General features: G+C 45.7%; 19 protein-coding genes. 6 read left to right on the top strand and 13 right to left on the bottom strand.

Annotation, left to right across the window (positions count from 1 at the left end; all coding sequences use genetic code 11):
• Positions 1-345: 345 nt before the first annotated feature.
• Positions 346-2,676: an alpha-xylosidase gene (gene yicI / locus NSB28_RS06530; protein WP_109626115.1), complete on the bottom strand. Its 2,331-nt coding sequence runs from the start codon at positions 2,674-2,676 to the stop codon at positions 346-348.
• A 174-nt stretch (positions 2,677-2,850) separates the two neighbouring features.
• Entirely contained in the window at positions 2,851-3,039 is a 189-nt protein-coding gene (locus NSB28_RS06525; protein WP_109626114.1) for a polysaccharide deacetylase family protein, read from the bottom strand.
• Here NSB28_RS06525 and NSB28_RS25080 point away from each other — a divergent pair.
• Positions 3,021-3,383 (top strand): helix-turn-helix transcriptional regulator, encoded by a 363-nt coding sequence (locus NSB28_RS25080; protein WP_109626113.1) that lies wholly within the window; start codon positions 3,021-3,023, stop codon positions 3,381-3,383. The two genes, NSB28_RS06525 and NSB28_RS25080, sit on opposite strands and share 19 nt — an antisense overlap.
• Here NSB28_RS25080 and NSB28_RS06520 read toward each other — a convergent pair.
• Complete coding sequence (locus NSB28_RS06520; protein WP_109626112.1) at positions 3,347-4,339, bottom strand: AraC family transcriptional regulator; 993 nt, start codon at positions 4,337-4,339, stop codon at positions 3,347-3,349. The two genes, NSB28_RS25080 and NSB28_RS06520, sit on opposite strands and share 37 nt — an antisense overlap.
• A gap of 159 nt (positions 4,340-4,498) precedes the next feature.
• On the opposite strand from NSB28_RS06520, the gene NSB28_RS06515 reads away from it, so the two are divergent.
• Both NSB28_RS06515 and NSB28_RS06510 read left to right on the top strand, forming a co-directional pair.
• Positions 4,499-7,600, top strand: coding sequence for a glycosyl hydrolase (locus NSB28_RS06515; RefSeq protein WP_109626111.1), 3,102 nt, complete (start codon positions 4,499-4,501; stop codon positions 7,598-7,600).
• Positions 7,601-7,839: 239 nt separating this feature from the next.
• Positions 7,840-8,172, top strand: a complete 333-nt coding sequence (locus NSB28_RS06510) for a hypothetical protein (RefSeq protein WP_109626110.1) — start codon at positions 7,840-7,842, stop codon at positions 8,170-8,172.
• 42 nt (positions 8,173-8,214) lie between these two features.
• On the opposite strand, the gene NSB28_RS06505 is transcribed toward NSB28_RS06510, so the two are convergent.
• Both NSB28_RS06505 and NSB28_RS06500 read right to left on the bottom strand, forming a co-directional pair.
• Positions 8,215-9,018: an AAA family ATPase gene (locus NSB28_RS06505; RefSeq protein ID WP_330665351.1), complete on the bottom strand. Its 804-nt coding sequence runs from the start codon at positions 9,016-9,018 to the stop codon at positions 8,215-8,217.
• Between the two features lie 141 nt (positions 9,019-9,159).
• Positions 9,160-11,136, bottom strand: a complete 1,977-nt coding sequence (locus tag NSB28_RS06500) for a glycoside hydrolase family 127 protein (RefSeq protein ID WP_109626108.1) — start codon at positions 11,134-11,136, stop codon at positions 9,160-9,162.
• Between the two features lie 175 nt (positions 11,137-11,311).
• Here NSB28_RS06500 and NSB28_RS06495 point away from each other — a divergent pair, with 175 nt between their 5' ends.
• Positions 11,312-12,121 (top strand): AraC family transcriptional regulator, encoded by an 810-nt coding sequence (locus NSB28_RS06495; protein ID WP_109626107.1) that lies wholly within the window; start codon positions 11,312-11,314, stop codon positions 12,119-12,121.
• A gap of 3 nt (positions 12,122-12,124) precedes the next feature.
• Here the strand turns inward: NSB28_RS06495 and NSB28_RS06490 are convergent, their stop codons facing one another.
• Both NSB28_RS06490 and NSB28_RS06485 read right to left on the bottom strand, forming a co-directional pair.
• On the bottom strand, positions 12,125-12,559 hold the full coding sequence (locus NSB28_RS06490) for a GNAT family N-acetyltransferase (protein WP_109626106.1): 435 nt from the start codon (positions 12,557-12,559) through the stop codon (positions 12,125-12,127).
• Positions 12,560-12,727: 168 nt separating this feature from the next.
• Entirely contained in the window at positions 12,728-14,677 is a 1,950-nt protein-coding gene (locus tag NSB28_RS06485; protein WP_109626104.1) for a right-handed parallel beta-helix repeat-containing protein, read from the bottom strand.
• A gap of 219 nt (positions 14,678-14,896) precedes the next feature.
• On the opposite strand from NSB28_RS06485, the gene NSB28_RS06480 reads away from it, so the two are divergent.
• Complete coding sequence (locus tag NSB28_RS06480; protein WP_109626103.1) at positions 14,897-15,784, top strand: helix-turn-helix domain-containing protein; 888 nt, start codon at positions 14,897-14,899, stop codon at positions 15,782-15,784.
• A gap of 14 nt (positions 15,785-15,798) precedes the next feature.
• On the opposite strand, the gene NSB28_RS06475 is transcribed toward NSB28_RS06480, so the two are convergent.
• From NSB28_RS06475 to NSB28_RS06450, 6 genes are all read right to left on the bottom strand, one after another.
• A complete protein-coding gene (locus NSB28_RS06475; protein ID WP_109626102.1) occupies positions 15,799-16,347 on the bottom strand; it encodes a DUF2812 domain-containing protein in 549 nt (182 codons plus the stop codon).
• Between the two features lies 1 nt (position 16,348).
• A complete protein-coding gene (locus NSB28_RS06470; protein ID WP_109626101.1) occupies positions 16,349-16,663 on the bottom strand; it encodes a PadR family transcriptional regulator in 315 nt (104 codons plus the stop codon).
• A 143-nt stretch (positions 16,664-16,806) separates the two neighbouring features.
• Complete coding sequence (locus tag NSB28_RS06465) at positions 16,807-17,664, bottom strand: DUF6179 domain-containing protein (RefSeq protein ID WP_109626100.1); 858 nt, start codon at positions 17,662-17,664, stop codon at positions 16,807-16,809.
• A 13-nt stretch (positions 17,665-17,677) separates the two neighbouring features.
• On the bottom strand, positions 17,678-18,247 hold the full coding sequence (locus NSB28_RS06460; protein WP_109626099.1) for a DUF6323 family protein: 570 nt from the start codon (positions 18,245-18,247) through the stop codon (positions 17,678-17,680).
• 243 nt (positions 18,248-18,490) lie between these two features.
• Positions 18,491-19,924 (bottom strand): MATE family efflux transporter, encoded by a 1,434-nt coding sequence (locus NSB28_RS06455; protein WP_109626098.1) that lies wholly within the window; start codon positions 19,922-19,924, stop codon positions 18,491-18,493.
• Positions 19,925-20,099: 175 nt separating this feature from the next.
• A complete protein-coding gene (locus NSB28_RS06450) occupies positions 20,100-21,254 on the bottom strand; it encodes a Gfo/Idh/MocA family protein (protein WP_243134881.1) in 1,155 nt (384 codons plus the stop codon).
• Positions 21,255-21,396: 142 nt separating this feature from the next.
• Between NSB28_RS06450 and NSB28_RS06445 the strand changes: the two genes are divergently transcribed.
• Positions 21,397-22,260, top strand: a complete 864-nt coding sequence (locus NSB28_RS06445; protein ID WP_109626097.1) for a helix-turn-helix domain-containing protein — start codon at positions 21,397-21,399, stop codon at positions 22,258-22,260.
• The last annotated feature ends 9 nt before the right edge of the window (positions 22,261-22,269 follow it).

The following is a 22,269-nucleotide window of genomic DNA, read 5'->3' as shown; positions in this document are numbered from 1 at the left end:
AAACTTTATGTAAGAAATAATTGACTTATAGTTATAAATAAATTATACTATCAGTAAAGACAGGCAAAACCGTAAATAAAATACATTGTCTGGGAAGGGGGAAGATATAATGGATAATTTATGGATATATATTTTAATCATTTTGCTGGTTTTAGGCGGGGGATGTTCATTGACTGCTACTTGGTGGAGCAAAAAAAAGAAAAATGAGAAAGAAAAATAATTCGGACATTCGAACAGGTCTGTGCAGTAAATGCACAGACCTGTTAAACATTATAGAAGTGCAGAAAAATCACATCGTCAAACGCGGTTTTAAACCAAAATCGCTACAGGGGCAGGTGGTCTGCCTTAAATCTCAATTACGATTTCTTTTTCACCGCCGGGCCTGATTACTGTATCATTTCCATCATACTCATACTCTACCCCTGACACACCAGCTGCCTTCACATTAACAAGACGGACAGTATAAGGACAGGCCGCTTTTGCTGTAAATATTATACGATTCCCCTCTCTGGCTGCCCTGGCCTCTATCTCAGGAGCGGCGTCCATGCCAAACACTGTCACCTGTGCTGCATCTTTCAGACTGTATACCCGAAGCTCTGCCCCATATCCATAGTCGTAGTCGGCACGCGTATCGCAGGCTCCCACAGGCAGAATTGTATTTTCCCTTACCAGAAGAGGAATACTCAGATATCCGTGTATCTCCTCCTGCCAGCCGCCTCCCTCTTTCTCCTCCCCGGTCAGAAAGCTGGTCCATGTTCCCTTGGGAAGATAATATTCTGCCACACTGTCTTCCCTGAAAACAGGAGCTGCAAGAAGGCTGTCCCCCAGCATGTACTGGCGGTCTGTATAATGGCAGGTCCTGTCCCCTGTAAATTCCAGCACCATGCTCCGCATAAGCGGCACACCTGTCCCGGATGTATATACTGCCCCTGCATACAGATAAGGCATAAGTTTTGCCTTCAGCTTAGTAAAAAATCTCACCACATCCACGGCTTCCTCATCATATGCCCACGGCACTCTGTAAGAAGTGCTGCCGTGCAGGCGGCTGTGAGTAGACAAAAGTCCAAAAGCCGCCCACCTCTTATACACATCCGGTGTGGACGTGCTCTCGAATCCTCCTATATCATGGCTCCAGAATCCAAAACCAGACATTGTCAGAGAAAGGCCGCCCCTGAGGCTCTCTTCCATGGACTCATAGTCAGACCAGCAGTCTCCTCCCCAGTGTACAGGAAATTTCTGTCCTCCTACTGTAGCAGAACGTGCGAACAGCACTGCCTCCTTCTCCCCTCTTTTTCTCTGAAGCAGTTCAAAAACAGTCTTGTTATAGAGATATGTATAGAAATTATGCATCTTCACAGGATCTGCTCCGTCATAGTAAACTGCATCTGCAGGTATCCTCTCACCGAAATCCGTCTTAAAGCAGTCAACCCCCATATCCAGCAGGACTTCCAGCTTATCCTGATACCATCTGCATGCTTCGGGGTTTGTAAAATCTACAATTGCCATTCCCGGCTGCCACATATCCCACTGCCATACATCCCCGCCCGGACGCTTCAGGAAATATCCCCTCCTGACTCCTTCTTCAAACAAGGCAGATTCCTGTCCTATATATGGATTGATCCAGACGCAGACGTTCAGCCCCTTATCCTTTATCCTCTTCAGCATTCCTTCAGGGTCAGGGAACACTCTTGCATCCCATATAAAATCTGACCAGTGGAATTCTTTCATCCAGAAGCAGTCAAAGTGGAATACACGAAGAGGAATATCCCGATCCAGCATCCCGTCAATAAAACTCATAACAGTCTCTTCATCGTAATTCGTTGTAAAGGAAGTGGACAGCCACAGTCCAAAGGTCCACGGTGCAGGCAGGGACGGCTTTCCTGTAAGGTCTGTATAACGCATGAGTACTTCCTTCATAGTCGGCCCGTTTATGAGGAAATAATCAAGGCTCTCACCCGGAACTGAAAATTCCACCTTCGTCACCTGCTCAGCCGCCACCTCAAAGGATACCTTCTCTGGATGGTTTACAAACACACCGTACCCTTTATTTGTCAGATAGAACGGGATATTCTTATAAGACTGTTCAGTGCTTGTTCCTCCGTCTTCATTCCAGATATCCACAGACTGGCCGTTTTTAACAAACGGCGTAAACCTCTCACCCAGGCCATAGACCAGCTCACCCACGCCAAGTCCCAGCTGCTGGCGCATATAGGCATCATCACTGCCCTTGTCATATGCGAATCCCTTCCAGTCAGTCTTCATGAACGCCAGATCCTGTCCCGCGCTTTTTGTAAGCTTCTCATTGCCTCTTGTGTATGTCATGGACCAGTTATTTTTCGTGATTGCCAGACTCAGGCTTCCGCTTCTGACTGTTATTGTCTCATCATCCTCTGTCACATCAAGGGGAAGATCTTCATGTATATTTAATTCAAATTCGGGTGATTTTTTCTGTACTCCCAGAAAATGTGATGTTTTTAGACGGAGCACCTCCGGCATAGGGGAAGTGATCTCCAGTGTCAGGTTGATTCCTCCAAGCGTATCTCCCCTGTGATTGATCCTTCCTGTGGGTGCGCAGATAGTCACCTTCGTATCTTCTTTTTTTACAAAATATGCCTGTGCAGGGGCGAAGCATTCACAGCCTTCTTTCTGCAGCCAGCAGCCGTTGCCAAATTTCATCTTAATTTCTCCCTTCTGTCTTCTATGTGCTCTGTGAGCTCATTTTCTGTGGGATGTCCCACTTTCATCTAAGATACATTATAATCTTTTTTTAATATCCGGGATACCCTTAATTTTCAAGATAAAACACTCTAAAACTTAGAGTATTCTATCTCAAAAAAAGCATTTATATGATCATTCACTGCACAGCAGAACTTCTGAATTTGTGCCATAGAAGATGTCGCTTTGGTTACTGATCCTGGCACAGAATTCTTCCAGCTTACCCCAGGTGCCGTCCACGTCAAATTCATAGCTGTGGCCCCATACGTAAAATATGCTGGGTTCTGTGGCATCCAGTTGGATGAATTCTTCAGCCAGCTGCATCAGATTCTTATTATTGTGATGGCAGGTGGATTGAGATCGATGAAAATTATAATAATCAGGATCTGTCCGTCAACCAGATCGCAGAATATCTGGGACTGAACTCTTCGTATCTGGGAGTTGTCTTCAAAAAGATAAATTACTATCCTGTCTCGCAGCATATAACAAAGGTGCGGATGAAGGAAGCCGTCCGGTTACTGGAAAAAGGATGTCACCGGATCACCGATATCGCTGAAATGGCCGGATATTCCGATGTCTTTTATTTCAGCAAAAAATTCAAGAAGATATATGGGTGCTCGCCGAGTGAATATCATTCTAATTCTTCTGCATCAAGGGGACCTGAATGAGTATACTTTTTCCTGTATTCCCCAGGTGTAGCCCCCACGCGCTTTTTAAATGTCTGTACAAAGCTGCTCTCACTTTTCATGCCTATCATGCCCGCGATCCGGCCTGCGGGCATGTCTGTATTTTCCAGAAGAAATCTTGCATTCTGCATTCTCAGCCGGATGATATATTCTTTCGGCGGACATCCCATATATTTGTGGAATTCCCTTGACAGATGGAATTTGCTGATCCCTGAAAAAGAAGCCAAAAAGTCCAGAGAAAGTTCCCTGAAATAATGATTTTCCATATATTGGATCAGATATCTGAGATTCTGCGGCACAGACTGTCCCTCACGCGCATTCTCCGATGTGGACACCAGGATATGTGTCACAATATTACTCAGAAGATTCGATATCTGAAACTCTCTGTAAGGCGAAAACACACTCAGCAGAACTGCCAGCTTTTCCAGCATATTCTGATACTTCCCCGTGACCGGCTCCTTAAAAGCCGGTCCGTTAATGCTGCAGTACTCTTCATAGACGGAACCCATGGGCTTTCCCCTGAAATGAAGGTCACTGTGGACCCATTTTGAACCTGCAGTTTTGTAAAAATGAGGCTTCCGGCAGTCTATAAAAAATCCATCCCCAGGTTTCTGAGGGTAGGATTTCCCTTCATATTCCAGCACCCCTTCGCCCTCATACGTATAAAGGATCAGATAAGAATCACAGTCTTTTCTTTTCGTGTAGTACTTCTCATCACATGTCATGACAGAAAATGTCTGAACGTAATATGAGTGCTCCATTGTGTGCTCACTGACCGGTATAGCAGGCAAGGATTTGATATTCCCGCTGATGGCGAACAGACTTCCCCTGATGATGTAATCAGGCTCCTCTCCCCCAAATGGGTTTAATTCTCTCATATTCGCCCCTGTCAGCGTCTGCTTTGTATAATATGTTGAAAACCTGATATTATCAAACATACTGCATCCCCCTTTCTAAGCCATATCCTCAGCGCCGCAGCTTTCGCAGCAAGATTTTTATATACTTCAGCAAGTTTTAGTATTGTATCTTATATTATAAAATCTTATATTTAAAATGCAAGTATTAATCTCTCTCATGAAAGCAAAAGGAGGCAGTTTATGAACAATCATTTGAAATCAGATATATTAAAGACACCTGACAAGAAATACCGCCCTGATATCCGCTGGTGGCTGGCAGAAGGAATGCACACGGACGTTACGCTGAAAAATGAAATGTCCATGTTGGACGAATCAGGGTTTGGAGCTATTGAATTCCTGGCAATGGATGAACCGGGGGCTGATTCCGCCCTCTACGGATGGGGTTCTGAGGAGTGGGTCCATGATTCCCAGCTGCTTGTGGCTGAAGCCACGCAGAGGTCCATGGGTGTGAGCATGACAAGCGGCACAAACTGGTCAAATGCAAATCTGACAACTATCACGCCTGATGATAAAGCGGCAGCCAAAGAGCTGAACTATGTCACTGAACTGGTAAAAGCCGGGAAAACACGCTCCGGTGAGATCCCCCGTGCAAAGACGGTCATGCCAAATGTACACAGACAGGACCTGGAAGCAGCCGTCGCAGTCAGGAAACTGGGTGAGACAGACGGAAAGCAATATCTTGACAAGGATTCCTTTTATATACTTACAGATAATGTAACTGAGGGGCAGCTGTCCTGGACGGCTCCCACGGACGGCGATTATCTGCTCTTCTATTTCTGGATACATGGTACAGGCCAGACTGCAGGCCCCTCCGTCAGTACCTCCTACACAGTGAATTACATAGACCGCTATGGAGCGGAGGCTGTGATTGATTACTGGGGAAGTGAGATACTGACTCCGAAGCTGCAGGAGGACCTCTTTAAAAATGGCCGGGGCATGATGTATATGGATTCACTTGAGTTATCCACCTTCGGAGCCGGCGGACAGTTCTGGGGATATCATTTTCTGGACGAATTCAGGAGCCGCCGGGGCTACGACCTGACGCCATACCTGCCATTTATCGTCAAGGACGGCGGTATGATGTGCCTGTATTATCACTACCATTATTTTATGGAGGATGAGGTTTTTGCGGAAAAACTTCATAATGACGTCTACCAGACGATGACAGATCTGTATATGGATAATATGCTAAAGCCGCTCCAGGAATGGCTTCACACTGTGGGGATGACGCTCCGCGCCGAGATCTCCTATGGTCTTCCCTTTGAGATCTCACAGCCCGGAAAATATGTGGACGGCATTGAGACAGAATCTCTGGAGTTTGCCTCCCAGATTGAACCGTACAGGAACCTGGCCGGACCTGCACATATTTACAACAGGACATATTCCAGTGAGACAGGAGCCACGATGCTCAATTACATGATGGGGATGGATTTTTATACCCAGATCATTTTCACCCAGTTCGCCGCCGGCGTCACCAAGACTGTCCTGCACGGCTATGCAAGTATAGCCGGCTCAGAAGAGTCCACCTACTGGCCGGGCCATGAAGGGATGTGGCCTGTATTTTCCGAGCGTTTCGGCTCACGCCAGCCCTCGTACCAGCACTATAAGGACTGGACCGGCATGATCACACGCTTCCAGATGCTTCTCCGTCAGGGTAAGCCGCGCATGGACCTGGGGATCCTCCGCCTGGACTACAATTTCAATAATCTGTATTTTACAGGCAAAAATGAGAAGGAACTTTATGAACACGACTTAATGCGCGGAAACGAGGGTGTCTTCTGGAAGGACATGAAGCTTCAGAATTCAGGATATACATGGGACTATTTTGCTCCTCAGATCCTGGAAGAAGACTTCGTTGATTTTTCTGACGGGGAACTGCTCCACGACGGCCCAGGCTATCAGGCCCTGATCATATATCAGACATGCCTGCCCCTGTCCTCTGCCAGAAAACTCTGCCAGATGGCAAAGAAAGGGCTTCCAATCCTGTTTGTAAACGGGGTGACTGAAACTACACGTCCGTTTTCAGATACCTTCCATGCAAAGGCTGCTGCCATTACACCGTTCAATGACGGCATGGACAGAGAACTGGAACACATAATCAATGAGATGAAATCCCTGCCGAATGTCAGGGAGCTGGATGGCCAGGCTGACGTGTATAAGGCGCTTATCAGCCTTGGTATAAGGCCCAGAACTGAATTCGCAGAAGAAAATAAAAATATCCTGACACTGCTGCGTGAAGAGGGCTCCAAAACTTATTTCTATGCTTACAACATGATGTATACTGAAGAAGAGCCCTTCTCCTTCACTGTATCAGTACGGGGTGAGGGAAAGCCTTATAAGATCGACTGCTGGAACGGAGAAATCACAGAGCCGGGATACTATAAGAAAGCCAGTGGGAATACTGTGCTGGATCTTAAACTTGCTCCAGGAGAGGCCTGCCTGTATGTGATCGACATGTGTGAAAATAATGACCTTCATGCGGTCACGCTGAATCCCTGTCATGAAAGCCTGACGTCTGACAGCGTCTCCTCTTCCGGCATGAGCTCAGGCTGCTATACTTTAACAAAAGAAAACGGCCGTTTCCTCGCCAGAGTATTTGAGAGCGGAGAATACAGTTTTACCCTTCAGGACGGCTCACTAAAGAGTTTTTCGGCAGATGTGCCCGACAACATCCCTATCCCTCTTTGGGACCTGTCAGTAGAAGACTGGAATGAAGGTGACAAGGTGACTATCACGGAAGACCGTGGTCTTGGGATCGTCACAAAGGAAGTTTACTACGAGACAACGAAAGACATGCTCCATGCCGGTACAGTAAGCCTGAAACCCTGGAAAGACATCCCCAGGATCGGTCCTGAAGTTTCCGGCGTAGGCTACTATACCGCCAGGGTCACACTCCCGTCTGACTGGTCAGAGGCAAATGGGGTCGTTCTGGAGATCGGCTCTGTCAACGGAAATACTGCAGCCATCTATGTAAACGGACATAAGGCCGGAGCTTTCAATATGCAGTCTCTGCAGGCCGATATCAGTGAGTGGCTTATTCCCGGCGAAAATACCATTCTTGTTGAAGTATCCAGCACACTGAATAACCGCCTGCTTGCAAGAGGATATTTTGACCTTGTTGAAGAAAGGACACTCGTCCGTCAGAATAATGCCAGCAACAGCACAGATACAGAAGACGGCGAGGGAGGCGGCCTGTCCTTTAATATTTCCTCCCAGGTACATGACTACGGCATGACAGGAGACGTTTCCCTAAAGACTTATACCAGAGTATTTATTGATTAAATTCAATCTCATGAATCTCACAGCAAGCTCGCTTGACCCTCCCGGCAGCCGCCAAGGTCAAGTGAGCTTGACTTATTTATATTGATATTTTTATTTGACTAAACAATTGCAACGGTATATGATAAAAGTATGAAAATTTTTAATAGAAGAGGCGATACCAATGGTTATTTATCTGTCACCCTGTCTATTATTGTATTATTGATAAACAATGCAGTTTTATAAAATGGGGAGGTGCAGTTATGAATAAAAACAAGATAAATCTACTGTTTTGTTGGGTAATCACTGTACTATGTCTTATACCCAGTACTTTTTTAGCAGCGTATGCAGTAATGGGCATCTTTCTGGCACAGGAAAAAGCTAATACTATTTTTTTAAATTTTGTTTATCTTGTAATGGCTATACTAGCAGTGTATATTTTATTATATATTGTGAATAGGATCAGAGATAAATCGTTTAATGAGTGCTGGGAAAAACATAAGAAAAAAATATATTTGGATAAGATAATATTGGTTGAAGACATTTTGTTTATTGTTGCTAATTTGTACCATGCATACATACTATATAAAATGTAATCCAAATATGGGATGTTGTAAAAACAGCATCCCATATTTACATCAACAATTAAACTCTTTCTCATGAAGCTTGAAAAAATCATAATATGCCCGGACATTCTCCAGTTCGGTCCAGCGCTTCACATCAACAGGTTCCTCATCCAGGTCATATATCTTCGCACCGCGTATCGCCAGAACAAATGGCGAGTGGGTAGATATTATGAACTGACACTTAAAAAAGCGCGCTGAATCCTCGATAAATTTAACAAGTTCGGTCTGTCGCCCGGGGGAGAGGCTGTTTTCCGGTTCATCCAGGATATACAGCCCTCCCTCTTCTATTTTTTCAGTAAAGTATCGGAAGGCACTCTCCCCGTTTGAATATTCTCTCACGTTGTCCATGAGCTGATTTCTTACAAATTTAGACTGTGTCTTACTTCTGGACAGATTCACCTTTTTTAACTGTTCATAATCCTCTAATGATTTCATCTGGAAATGAGAATATTTGGCATCCATGTATTCTTCAAACAGTTCTTCCCGCTTCCTGTCTATCCCCTCGTTCAGACTTCTGATATTGAGCATATAGTCAAATACATCATCACTTGTGATGATCCTGCTTTTTTCAGGCAGCGGGAAGTGATGCTCTGCTGTGCAAAGCTTCAGATAGTCCGGGTAGAAATTAGATCTGTTATACGCGGACTCCCTAAGTATGCCTGTCTTTTCCGCTATGACGTTCAGGGCTGTCGATTTGCCTGAGCCGTTGCCTCCGTAAAGTATTGTAACAGGTTCAAAATCTATTCTGCTAAAATTGTGGCGTGATAAAATCTGAAATGGATAAAAAGAATCGTAGCACGTCCTTTTTATGTCCATAAAAAAATACCACTCCTGTTCTTCATCGGGAAATTCAAAAGAATTTAAATAAACAGCACTCATTTTCAGCCAGCCTTTCTCATTTTTCCGCTATTATTACTTATTATAAATGCTGTATTCTGCTTTTGCAATACATATCTGCTATCCTTCCAGCGTCCACACCTGCATTCCGCCCTCACTGCGGTTCCCCCACAGATAATACGGCACTGCTTTTATTTTCCAGGCATAGGGGACAGGCCTCTCTCCTGTATATAGGCTGCCGCCTGACAGACAGCGTGCTCCCTCAATATTCAGGGATACATATCTGCCAAGCACGGGATCCTGCTCTTCTGCCGCACTGATCTGTGCATTCTCCGGTATTCTCAGCTGCCAGAGCTGTCCGCCGTTGTCTTCCTGTTCCAGGCAGTATACGACCGGCCCCCTCATAAGGCAGACTCTTCCCTGGTTCTCCCTGACTGCACTGTCCGCATATACCCTGCGTGCTTCCATCTGAAGATCCACCTGGACTGTATCACCGTCTTTCCATTCACGCCTGATGTAGCAATACCCATCCTCCCTGAACACATCTGCTGCCTTTGCCGCTGTCTCCGCTTCTGCTGTTGTTCCTTCTGCTGACAATGCCTCGGTTCCATTCACAAGCAGCCTGTATTTCTCACACCACCCCGGAATATGGACAGCAAGTGTACATGACGCTCCGTTCTCCTGAGGATGGACCGTGTATTTCACAGAACCATTCCAGGGATATCCCGACTCTGTCTCGATCAGTATGCCTCCGCACATTTCTGACCTGTAGCTTCCTCCCAGGAACATGTGGGAATATATTGTGTCACTGCCTTCCCCCCAGGCATATTTCCCTATGGATTCAAGAAGCCTGGCTTCATTGGGCGGGCAGCAGGCGCAGGCATACCACTGGGGCCGCTTGGGAATGACATGTTTATATTCCTTCTGCTCTCCTGAAAGCCCTGGTATTACTTCCAGCGGATTTACATAGAAGAATCTCTTTCCGTCATGCTGCATACCTGAAAGCACTCCATTGAAAAGGCAGCGCTCCATAACATCTGCAAATTTTCCGGAAGGCTTAAGCTCCAGCATTTTCCTGGTAAAAAACACAAGTCCTATGGAAGCACATGTTTCCGCATAGACTGTATCATTGGGAAGATCATAGTCTTTCGTAAATGCTTCCCCATGCACTGTAGAGCCAATTCCTCCCGTAACATACATCTGCCGTCCTGTTACATTCTCCCACAGCCGCAGACATGCCCTGTAAAGTGATTCATCACCTGTCTCTCCTGCCATATCCGCCATAGCTGTGTACAGATACATAGCTCTCACGCTGTGTCCCACAGCCTTATCCTGCTCTCTTACAGGAACATGGCTCTGGTTATATGTGCCGTCGCCGGCCTCTGTACTCCAGAAAGTCCAGCTGCGCTCTTTCATTTCCACCTGGAAATAATTTGGCTGTGTGCCCCTCTCATCAATAAAATACCTGGACAGTTCCAGATACCTCTGCTCACCTGTGGCCCTGTAAAGCCTAAGCAGCGCCAGCTCAATCTCTTCATGCCCGGGTATTCCCCTCGTTTTATCCGGACCAAATCTTCTGTCTATATGGTCTGCCATGCGCCGCATGATGTTCAGGAACTTATCTTTGCCTGTGCTCTCATAATAAGCCACAGCAGCTTCGATCATATGCCCCGCGCAGTAGAGTTCGTGACAGTCAAGCAGGTTCTGCCACCTGTGTTCAGGCTCTTTAATAGTAAAATATGTATTTACATAGCCATCCTCCTGCTGAGCGCCTCCTATCAGGTCTATGACATCATCCACCCGCCGTTCCAGCTCCTCATCCCTTTTGTTCTGCAGGGAATATGCGGCTGCTTCCAGCCATTTAGCCAGATCACTGTCCTGGAAAACAGCTCCATAAAATTCACCTTCCGCTTTTCCAGCGGCTATCCTGAAGTTTTCAATAGCATGGCTCTTCTCTATCCCCGGTATCTCATCTCTCAGTATCTTTTCCTGATAGGGGATCACCACATCTGATACAAGTTCCTGAAAATAAGACCAGAACCCATCTTTAACACAGCAGTCCTTAAGCCTCGCTTCTGTTTCCTGTCGTTTTACCATCACTTATTCCTCCTACTATTTTCTGCCTCAGTCCGGCATACATTCAGTTCATTTATCACTATGTTTTTATTATAAGAAAATCATGTCAAAATGAAATGGACATTCTCTGCAAATCCATGTATAATCCGGTAATATATAATGATAAATCATAACTAGTCATCAGGAGGAAAGATCCATGAATTCTATTGTATATATGTCAACGAAACAGCGCCGCACTATATCATGCTCAAACGTCAATTACAGTCCTGAGGGGATCCTTCACCCTGACCGTGTCATGGATGAGTATGACCTGCTCTATATTACGGACGGCAGCTGGGATATCATTGAAAACGGGATATGCCATCATGTAAAAAAAGACCAGCTCCTGATACTGGAGCCTGGTCTTCGCCACTATAGCCAGGAAAAATGCACACCGCATATGAGAAACATGTTCATCCACTGCAGCCTTCTGCCGGAGGATGGCCTGCCTTCCCCCGACTGCCTGAAGCTGCAGAAAGTAACAGACTGTTCAGCAAATCCAAAGGTTGCAGAATTATTTTCACAGACAGTAGAGACATACTGGTCAGGGCGCAGCCACACATCATTCCGGCTGAGCGCTCTTCTTGAGCTGCTCCTGGCCGAAGTTTCGCTTCCGGATGAAGCCGACTCCCCCTGGATGGATTCCCTGACCAAGGATATCCTGCACCTGTTTTATACATGCCCCCACCGTTTCTTCAGCCCCGAAGCCCTGGCTGAGACATATGGACTGAGTGTACGCAGCCTGTCCACCCGTTTTAAGAAAGCTACCGGCTACACGATCCACCAGTATCAGATCCGGCTGAAGCTGAACATGGCTCATGAGCAGATCCCCGCAAATCCCAAACGTGGAATCAGGGATATCGCCCTCAGCTTTGGTTTTTATGATGAATTCCACTTTTCCAGGCTCTATAAAAGGCAGTTTGGGTATGCGCCGTCAGTGCACAGGGGTATGCACGGAAGCACATGACGTTTACAGCCACTGTATAAAGGCTGTCTTATCCTCGCTGTTAAACCCTGCGCGCCTGTAAAAGTCCAGTGTGCTCTTCTGCTTTGACCCGGACAGAAGCATCATTTTATAACATCCCGCATCTTCCGCAATGTTTCTTGCATAATTTAAACATGATGTGGCCAATCCCCTGTTTCTATAAGCATCATCTGTCACAACATTTTCGATAAACGCATAGGGCCTTATATTCCTGGTCAGATTGGGGATGATGACACAGACACAGGAAGATACAATGCGGCCGTTTTCTTCCGCCACTATAATATGGTGGCAGGGATCAGAGATTATCTGTCCCCATACTTTCTTCAGATGCTCTGAATCCTCAGGCATCTCTTTTTCATGCAGAAACAGATACAGTTCCAGCAGCCCCTGCAGATCACTTTGCACAGCTTCTCTGATCATTTCTGATCCCCTCTTTCTTTACTCACTCGTAACTGTTCAGTACCTTCACAGTTACATGCAAAAATCCATTTAAAATCGCCTTCGACGATGGGCTTTTTGCACCCTTGAATCATTTTCTTACGGTCTGTGCAATAAATGCACAGACCTGCTGAATAGTTACACTCACTCTCAGTTTCCGGGCCAGACAAGTATACGGTTGAAGCCCTCCTTAAGTCCCTCCAGAGGCCCTGCCAGCGGACTTTCCATTCTCAGGCGTCCAGTAAAATCCTGGTCAAATACGATAGAGGTTCCATCAGGATTATCATATGGGGCTTCCGTTATCCTTGGCATCCCAAGCTTCTCTGTAGTATAGATTTCTTCCGGCATATCCAGCATCCCTCTCTCCACATTGATTTCCAGATATGTCCCGTCCTCTTCTTCTATAACCCTGACTGCCGGGTCTTTCTCACTCAGGAAATTCTTTGCTTCCCTGTCAAAGGCTCCGGCTCCGTTCAAATACGCATTTCCATTGATATAAACCGGCTGCTTCACCTGCATGAACTGCTCCATATCGCCGTTTCCAAATGAAGTTACTTTTTCTATATATTCTTCCATCGAAGCCGGATGTCCAGTATATCTCTCCGTGCCGTAAGATATCTCTTCATTGCAGGCATCTTCGTCTCCCCCCAGGAAAATATTCTGGCAGATCCTGTCATCCCCACTGTACACAACTGCTGTCCCCGCCACTTCTGTAGTATGCTGGAAATGATAGGGCGTAGAACGGTCCAGAACATCGATACGGCGCATGGTACCGCAGCAGAGATTATGGATATAGGCGCCGCCCTGCGCTGCATTATCAAAATTGTAGGCAGATGCAAAAATATTATTATCAACAATATAAGGGCCATGGGTAACCTCTACCATCAGATCCCTGTCATTGCTGTAATAAAGGTTTCTACTGACTCTTGCCCCCTGGGCCTGCCAGTCCAGCCATGTGCCAAGTGTACAGTTATGGATTTTATTCTGGATGATCTGCACGTCGATCGCCGCATGGAGCTTAATCCCCGCAATCTCATATCCAAAGAACTCATGTTTGACTGCTATATTGTAAATATGGTTTTGATAGATCCTGCTGAATACACAGCCCATGTGTCCCACTATTCCATTTTGTCCGCAGTCGTATATGATATTATTTCTGATAATATGAGAACCTGTCGTCTCTCTGCTCCAGCCAATCTGCCTTGCCCTGAAAACCGCCTCCATCTGATACTGGTAGCCTGGTTTCCTATGTCCCCTTGTGCACATGTTATGGCCTGTGGAAGCTTCCTTTCCAATGCTGATACCGCTGCACTTTGCGTCATGGATGATATTATTTTCTATGATCCACCCCTTGCTCCAGTTAACGCCTAAAAGCCCCGGCTGGTCAGCAGTGGGAGGTGTCCAGGGGCATGCGGCCTGGGCCATCTCAAAACCGCGCACTGTTATGTAATTCCTTCCTGTCCTGTCAGGATAGAAACAGCATTTGCGCACATTGATCTCAGTCATTTCCATATTCGGGTCTTTACCCTGAAAATTAGCATATATTACGGTATTTTCCTGATCAACTTCTGCATACCACTGGTATATTGATTCCTCCGGGTGAAGCAGCGGTTCCCCATGCTTTGTCCAGGGCGGATTAACTCCCTCTGTGCGCATAACAGGATTTTTTACTTCCTCCAGAGACTTTGCCTCATAAAACGACCTGCCATTCATATATACATCACCAGCATGCAGTGAATCATCAGCCGGGGAGATAAACCAGTCCCCGCCCAGCACTTCTTTATAGGGATTATATTCTCCAAAAAAGCTGTTGGGCAAAACTGCCTTCCAGACATTTCCTTCCACCTGCACCCAGTCCTTTACCAGTTCTGAACCTTTTATCACTGGCTTTTCTCCGGGCGCCGCTTCATAAGTGATACGGCTGATATTGCTTCGGCCGCTGTGCTTCGGCTTCACCCACTCCCGGTAAGTTCCCTCATGTACAACCACACAGTCCCCCGCCTGTGCCATCTCTGCTGCTTTTGATATGGTCCTGAACGGCCTCTCCTTTGTCCCCTCCGCCATGTCACACCCATTGACAGAAACATGATATTCTCTCATTGAAAAACCCTCCTTAAAAATCAGCTGCCCCCAATACAGGCACCTATTAATCAGTACAGTATTTACTGTTAACCTCAATATATCAGAAGTATGCCGCAGAGGCTTTACAATTCTTGCGGGGTTTTTAAAAATTCTTGCGGGATCGCCTTATTGCAATTTCACTATATTTAAGCTATGATATTCGTAACGGCACACATACTTTAAGAAAAGAGGCTTCACATGATAGAACATTTAGATGGTATATTTGAGCGCGTTTCATTCCGGGAGGATCTCACTTTCCGCATTAATTATCTGAAGGTGCATGAGGATTTTCCTGATCACTGGCATGCGCCCTTAGAGATAGTACGTGCTTCCCGGAACTGGTATGAAGTCCGTGCCAATGGCTGCACATACCGGCTTGAGGAGGGGGATATCGCCGTCATCCTGCCCGGGACGGTCCATGCCCTCTGTGCTCCTGCGTCAGGCAGCCGCACTATCTATCTGGCCGATATTGCATTTCTGAAGGAAATAGCCAGCTTTGAGACTCTGCTTGCTCTTTTGCCGCCTGTTACTGTCCTGTCTCCGCTGACAGACAAAGATCTGCACGCAAAGGTCAGCAGCCTGCTCACTTCAATGGAAATGGAATACGAGAAATCCTCCTCCTTTTTTGATCTTTTTATATACAGTTCTCTTATGCATCTGCTGGGCTCCCTGGGGAGGTTTGATGCCTCCGCCCATGCCCCGGAGCACACAGGCTCCGGAAGCGTTCCCAGGTATACAGAACGCCTTCTTTATACATGCAAATATATTAATGAGCACTGCACTGAAGATCTGACCCTGGATCAGGCATCCGGGATAGCGGGTTTTAGTAAATATCATTTTACCCGTCTGTTCAAGGAATTTACCCATATTTCTTTCTATCAGTACCTGAGTCAGAAGAGGATCGCCCTGGCCGAACAGCTGCTGGCCAATCCGGATTACTCCGTTACTGCTGTAGCCCTTAACTCCGGATTTTCAAGCCTCCCTGCCTTTACCAGGATGTTCCGGCAGCATAAAGGCTGCACCCCGACTGAATTCAGAAATATGTATTCCTCAGACTGTATGCATGCTGTCCAGTTTCCCGTTTAAGTTCAGCCATAAACTTATTTTCGCAAAAGCTTCCAATATTTCCAAAACTGATATCCTATAAAAAGAAATATTACAAGATATATAATGAATAATGCAAGAAACACAATTGTCAATATATCGTTTACAGGTCTGTTATTATGGCTCTGAATATAGATATTGGGCAAAATTATTAAAGTAAAAAGAATCAGCGGCGGCAGCATATGCCCTTTTAATACCTGCTTTATCATTTCTGTCCTGGAGGCTTCATCGCAGAATATCTCTTCATCGCCATTCATCTCTGAAGCAGGCTTGCGGAAGTAACTATATCCCCAAAAATCCTGCAGATATTCCCATCCGCAGTCATGGAACATTTGAATATATTCCTCCTTATGTTCAAGTCCGTCCGGATTGTAGTCTAATTGATACACTGTATCTTCGGGTCTGCATCTCTCAAAATGATAAACTCCTATAAAACTCACCCTGACAAATTTCCATCCGTTTTTATGCTGCTGCCTGAGATAATCTTGTTCCTTCTCCCATTCAAAAACGGGAAAATATTTGAATTCCGTTTTTGTATCCTGCACTTTACCTCACCTCCGTCATATTCCGGTACAAACGCTCGATCCGCTTCATTTCTAATGCCAGCACTTCTTTTCCCAAATCAGTAATACAATAAATCTTTCTTTTATCTTCTTCCCGCACGAACTGAATCAGCCCGTCCTTTTCCATCTTTGACAAGCTCCCGTACATTGTGCCCGGGCTTATCCTGACTTCTCCCTGTGTCAATAATTCTACTTTCCGGACAATATTATAACCATGTGATTCTTCCCTCAAACACAGCAATATATAAAATCCTGTTTCCGTCATTGGCACATATACTTTCTTAATGTGGGAATCCATGAAACCACCTCATTTATTTAGTGCGATACATCGCACTGCGATATATCAACTACAGTATAGCACCGGGAAATAGAATTTGTCAACAAAATTAAATCACGTTGTACAGGGAACGAAGTTTCTTAGTTACTACGTTTCTTATGAAATCAGGGAAACACACCCGACAATCCATTCACACCGGCTGCATTCACGATCCTCACAGCATACTCATGAGATGTTTTCAAAAAATATTCTTTCATCTCTTCATCCCCCAGCCGCCCTGTAAGCATGACTATCAGACCGCTGATTTTATTTTCAGCAGATTCACTGTCTGTACTGTCAAAAAATTCTCTTACAGCATTTAAGCCTTCCCCGGAGACTTTCAGACGCGCGACAGGTTCCCCTGCTATCATACAGCCAAGTGATAAAAGCAGTACCTGATAACAGATATTATCAAAATAGATCAGTTCATAATCTGTCATGGTGCGCTGCAGAAGCCCTGCAACCGCACTTCTCTCAAATATCCCAAGGAATCTCTTTTCAATACACAGCCCGCTTATATACTGGTAAATCTTGTCAATGCCGCAGAGCCCATCATCTCTTTCCATTGACGGATAATCAAGGGTCAGCAGATGGTCCTGCGGGCAGAACCTGGCGTCATACCTGAGGAAAAACTGCGGCAGCCCCTTTATCACGGTGTTGTAATAATTCCTGCACCCATAATCTTCAAAATCTTTTATCAGTACATCATACATTTCCCGGGCTTTCTTCGTTTTCTCAATCACCCTCTCATGCCCCTGCCAATAGAGACTGGATGCCGGTGCAGCTTCCCCGCCTTCAGGCATCAGGGACAGACGTTCTCCCTCCTCACCCTCCCGGATGCAATACAGCACGGCTTCCATCAGCATCCGGGCCGTCTCATACGGTACCGAACTGCTCTCCCCGGAAGTATATTTTCTTGTCAGTTTTGCCACAAGCGGAAGCAGTTCTTCCGCTTCATACCCTCTCATATTGTCTTTCTGCATTTTCTCCTCCCCCTCAGCTCCAGCACAGCTCCCTTAAAACCTCCAGATACAGATCCTTATCCCACCTCTTTACCTCATCAAACTTCTCAAATTCATTATGCCCCCCTGTTTTTTCATATCCTCTGTAGCCTGCCCTGACAGCAGATGAGAATATGGTCAGGCATGTTCCTGCCAGGTAATCCAGATCCCCTTCGCATACGGAATCAAATTGTTCTCTCATAAATGTGATAAGTTCATCATCTGTCAGCTTATCACCTGATTCATTTTTAAATTCATAAAAAATCTCCTGAAGCTGCATAAGTGTCTCTGCATATCTGTCCTGACTGATATATTCGGAATCACAAAATGCAAAAATCAATTCCTCCAGTATCCCTTTTCCAAACTCCACCCTCCTGTGTTTCTTCAGGCTGGTATTTCTGGCCTGCACAAGCTCACCTGCCTTTTCCTCAGAAAGCACCAGGCCAAATCTCTCTGTCTTCTCATTGCAGGAAATAACAGCAGCCAGTTCCTGTTTGTCCCTCACCTTCATTAGCTCATAAAAATCCTGTACCCCATCACCTTTTATTTCTTTACTGTTTCCCATTGGCAGCTTCCCCTTTCTCACTTAGAGCATTTTTTACCACACGCTGGTACTGGGAGCCTATTATATGCCCTGTCCTGTATTATTACAAGCCTTGAAAAAAGTGGGATTTTGTGGTATAGTAGATGTAGAAAATGATTCAAGGGTGCAAAAATCCTATCGCCGAAGCCGGCTTACTATGCATCAGGGGATGCTGCAGTTAACTGCAGCATCCCCTGATGTGTACCATCCATATTCCAATATACCTCACGCGGGAATCCCTTCAGCCCTCCCTGCGTGATGCGTCTCCTTCATGCCATCCAGCTTCTTTTCAGCAATCTTTTTCATTAATATGAGTGCAGCTGCCAATGCACACCCTTCTGCAATAGGGAATGCCCACCATATCATGTCCTGGGCATTTTCTAATGTTGTAAACAGATATGCCAGAGGCAGGGCCACTACAACAAGCCGGATAAGGGATATGATAAGTGAACTGACTCCCTGACCGAATGCCTGGAAGATTCCCTGATATGTTATATTGGCTCCCACAAAGAGATATCCAAGAGTAATGATCCTGATGGCTTTTATACACAGCTGGTATGTCTCATCAGACAGTGAGAATATACCCGCCAGACCGGCCGCACTTACCTGGAGCAGGACTGCCCCGGCCAGCATTATAACAAGCGTGTAGATCAGCCCGTATCTGATGCCGTCCTTTACCCTGCGCTTATCCTGCATCCCGTAATTAAAACCTATAATTGGGATCAGGGCATTATTCAGGCCGAAAGCTGCAAAAAATACGAACTGCTGGATCTTGTAATAAACTCCGTAGGCAGTTACTGCTGCTACAGATACACGTCCAAATATGATATTTATTCCATATGTCATGAAGGACATCAGCGCCTGCATGATAATAGCCGGGATTCCAACCTTATAGATCTCACCGATGATCTTCTTTTCAGGTATCAGATAACGTATTCCCGAATTTACATCACGATTGAGCGTATGCTGGAAAACGGCCCCCAGCACAAGTGATACAAATTGTCCTATGACAGTGGCATATGCTGCCCCTTCAATTCCCATTGCCGGAAATCCCAGATATCCAAAAATAAGGATCGGGTCCAGCACAATATTTGTCACCGCCCCCGCTACCTGGGCTATGGTAGAAAGTACCGTCCGGCCCGCCGCCTGGAGAAGTTTTTCATATATCATGAACATGATCACTCCAAAAGAAAGGACCATGCATATCCTCAGATAACTGCTTCCCATCTGCAGTACAACAGGGTCTGAGGTCTGCGTATGCATATAGGCATCGATTCCGAAAACGCCTGCCAGCATAAACACTATATACGTGCAGATTCCCAGAAAGATGGCATTGCCCGCAACCTTGCTGGCCTTTTCTCTGTTCCCCTCACCCAGGCTCTTTGACAATAGTGCATTAATACCCACTCCTGTACCAACGCCTACGGCAATCATGAGCATCTGCACAGGAAAAGCCAGTGTCAGTGCGGTAACTCCATACTCTCCCCTTCCGGCGATCTCGGCAGTATCCTTCATAGAGCTGACAAAATAGCTGTCCACAATATTATAGAAAGCCTGCAGGACCATTGACAGTATCATGGGAACTCCCATTGTCAGCATCAGCCTCTTGACGGGCATCACTCCCATCTTGTTCATTTCCATAGTTCCTTGTTTTTCCATTTCAACCTCCTGAATTTTGTAAATCTAAAGACTGCTAAATAAGTACAAAAAAAATGCGCAAATCCATTCCTGGATTTACGCATTTTGCTACTCGGTATTTTTATTTTATCACCCTTATTTTTTCCCGTCAAGAGTTAATCATCAAACTTTTGTATATCAATTTGTTATTGATTTATTACAAACCATACTCTCTCAATATACTGCCCACCTTTACCGGCAGACCTGACTCCAGGCTGCGCTTCATGGCCTCCAGAATACCGATAGTATGGAAAGCTTCTTCCAGGTCAGGCTTGGGCGTCTCACCCTTCATAAGCTTCCGGGCAAAATATTCAATGTAGTTCTGATATTCCCCCGCGTGATGATTTTCCTTCTCAAACCTGAAATAATAATCGTGCTTCTCGTCAAATGTCTCAGCCCTGTCATGCCTGCCCTCTTCGTCTACTGTCCTTTCGTAATACTTAAACTTGCTGTATCCTCCCCTGGATATTCCCTTAGTTCCCCTTAAGGTACACTCTATTGGAAATTCTACATTTCCGTCAAGGCAGGGACTTCCATATGCACCTTCTATAGTTGCAAACCTTCCTTTTGTATCCCTGGCCACAAAGGTCATGGTATCTTCTGCATTCAGACCATATTCCCTGGTATTCGGGCTGACTGCGCCGTAACCGAACACCTCGTCAATCTCCGGCAGATACCAGGCAGCAAGGTCTACGGCATGTATCATAAAATTGTACATCCAGGAGAACCCAGGCTGTCTGCTCCAGTCTCTCTCCAGAAACCACCTGGAATCATTCTTATAATGAGCCTCCACAGTGATCAGTTCACCTATATTCTGCTGCTCATACATTTCCCTCTGGTATTTCACAGACTCAAAAAACCTGGTGCTCTGCCCCACAAATACATGCTTTCCAGAATTTTTCTGGCATTCCTTCAGCTCCTTCGCCTCATCCAGCCCCACGATCACCGGTTTTGTGCAGATGACGTGTTTTCCTGCCCGAAGCGCCTGCATGATATGCTTTGCATGCAGCTGGTCAGGCGTATAGATACCTATCACATCTATCTCTTTGTCCTCAAGCATATCTTCATATCTGACAGTATACTTGTCCAGTCCGAATTCCTCCATCCTCTGTCTGCACAGCTCCTCATTCAGGTCGCATATATTTCCCAGCTCATAATATTCGCTCTGCTGCACTGCTGATATAATGCTCCTTCCCTCTCCCAGACCTAAAACTCCTAATACCAGCTTCTGATTCTTCATTATGATCGCCCTCTCTTTTCTATGTTCCGGCTTAAACCGTAATATCTGTTTCATGTCTGTAGTATAGCTCATCTCTCCTGCATTTTCTTCCCGCATCTTTCACAGTTTTTATACTATCTTACGATTATAAAATGTTATATTTGATTTTTGGGCCTGATAAAACTATAATAGTTGTATCAAAACTATTGGGCAGTACAGAAATAAGGAGAGTTCCATGAATATCTACCAGGCAGAATTTACATTTGACCCCCATCAACCTTTTCAGGTGCGTACACTCACGCTCCGCCAGAGTGACAACACATCAAATACTTATCACTGGCATTCGTGTCTTGAAATTACAAGCATCCTGTCCGGGAAGGCAGTCTACCACATCCGTGAAAAGTCTTTTTCTGTCACGGCCGGGGATTTTATCATTTTCAATCATATGGAAGCGCATGGCTGGGAGCTTATCAGTGAGCTCATGGAGGTAAATGTCATATTATTTCCCATAGATTTTATCGCAGAGCGGATAGGGAATTTTGATTATGAATTTCTAAAACCATTTGTAGAGTACGGCAGCAGTTTCCAGAATAAGATTGACCACAATGAACCTTCCTGCGCAGGGATGCAGGAACTGCTGGACTCCATCTGCCGGGAGGCCGGGAACCGCCGGACAGGCTATCAGCTGGTGATCAAAGCTGATATATTAAAGCTGCTCACCCTGCTAACACGATACTATACCTCAGCTGCCCCGTCCACCGATACCTTTGAAAACAGGGAGCATGCCATGAAGCGCCTGGAAGGTGTATTTTTTCATCTTTACACTAATTTCGGCCAAAAGATAACATTAGAGGAGATGGCTGCCTCCTGTTATATGAGCCCTACCTACTTCTCCTCATATTTCCGCAGAGCCTGCGGCTGTACCTTCTCCAGCTACTTAAATGGGATACGTGTGCAGCAGGCGCAGAAGCTGCTGCACACAACGCAAAAAGAGATTGTGGATATCGCACTTGAATGCGGTTTCAACAATCTCTCAAATTTCTACAGGATCTACAAAAGATATACAGGGTCCACCCCAGGCAGGGAACGCAGGTCCTGAACTCTTTCT

Source organism: Murimonas intestini, from assembly GCF_024622195.1.
GTDB lineage: Bacteria > Bacillota > Clostridia > Lachnospirales > Lachnospiraceae > Murimonas > Murimonas intestini.
The sequence above is the reverse complement of the archived record's forward strand: the minus strand, read 5'-3'. Positions and strand labels throughout refer to the sequence as shown.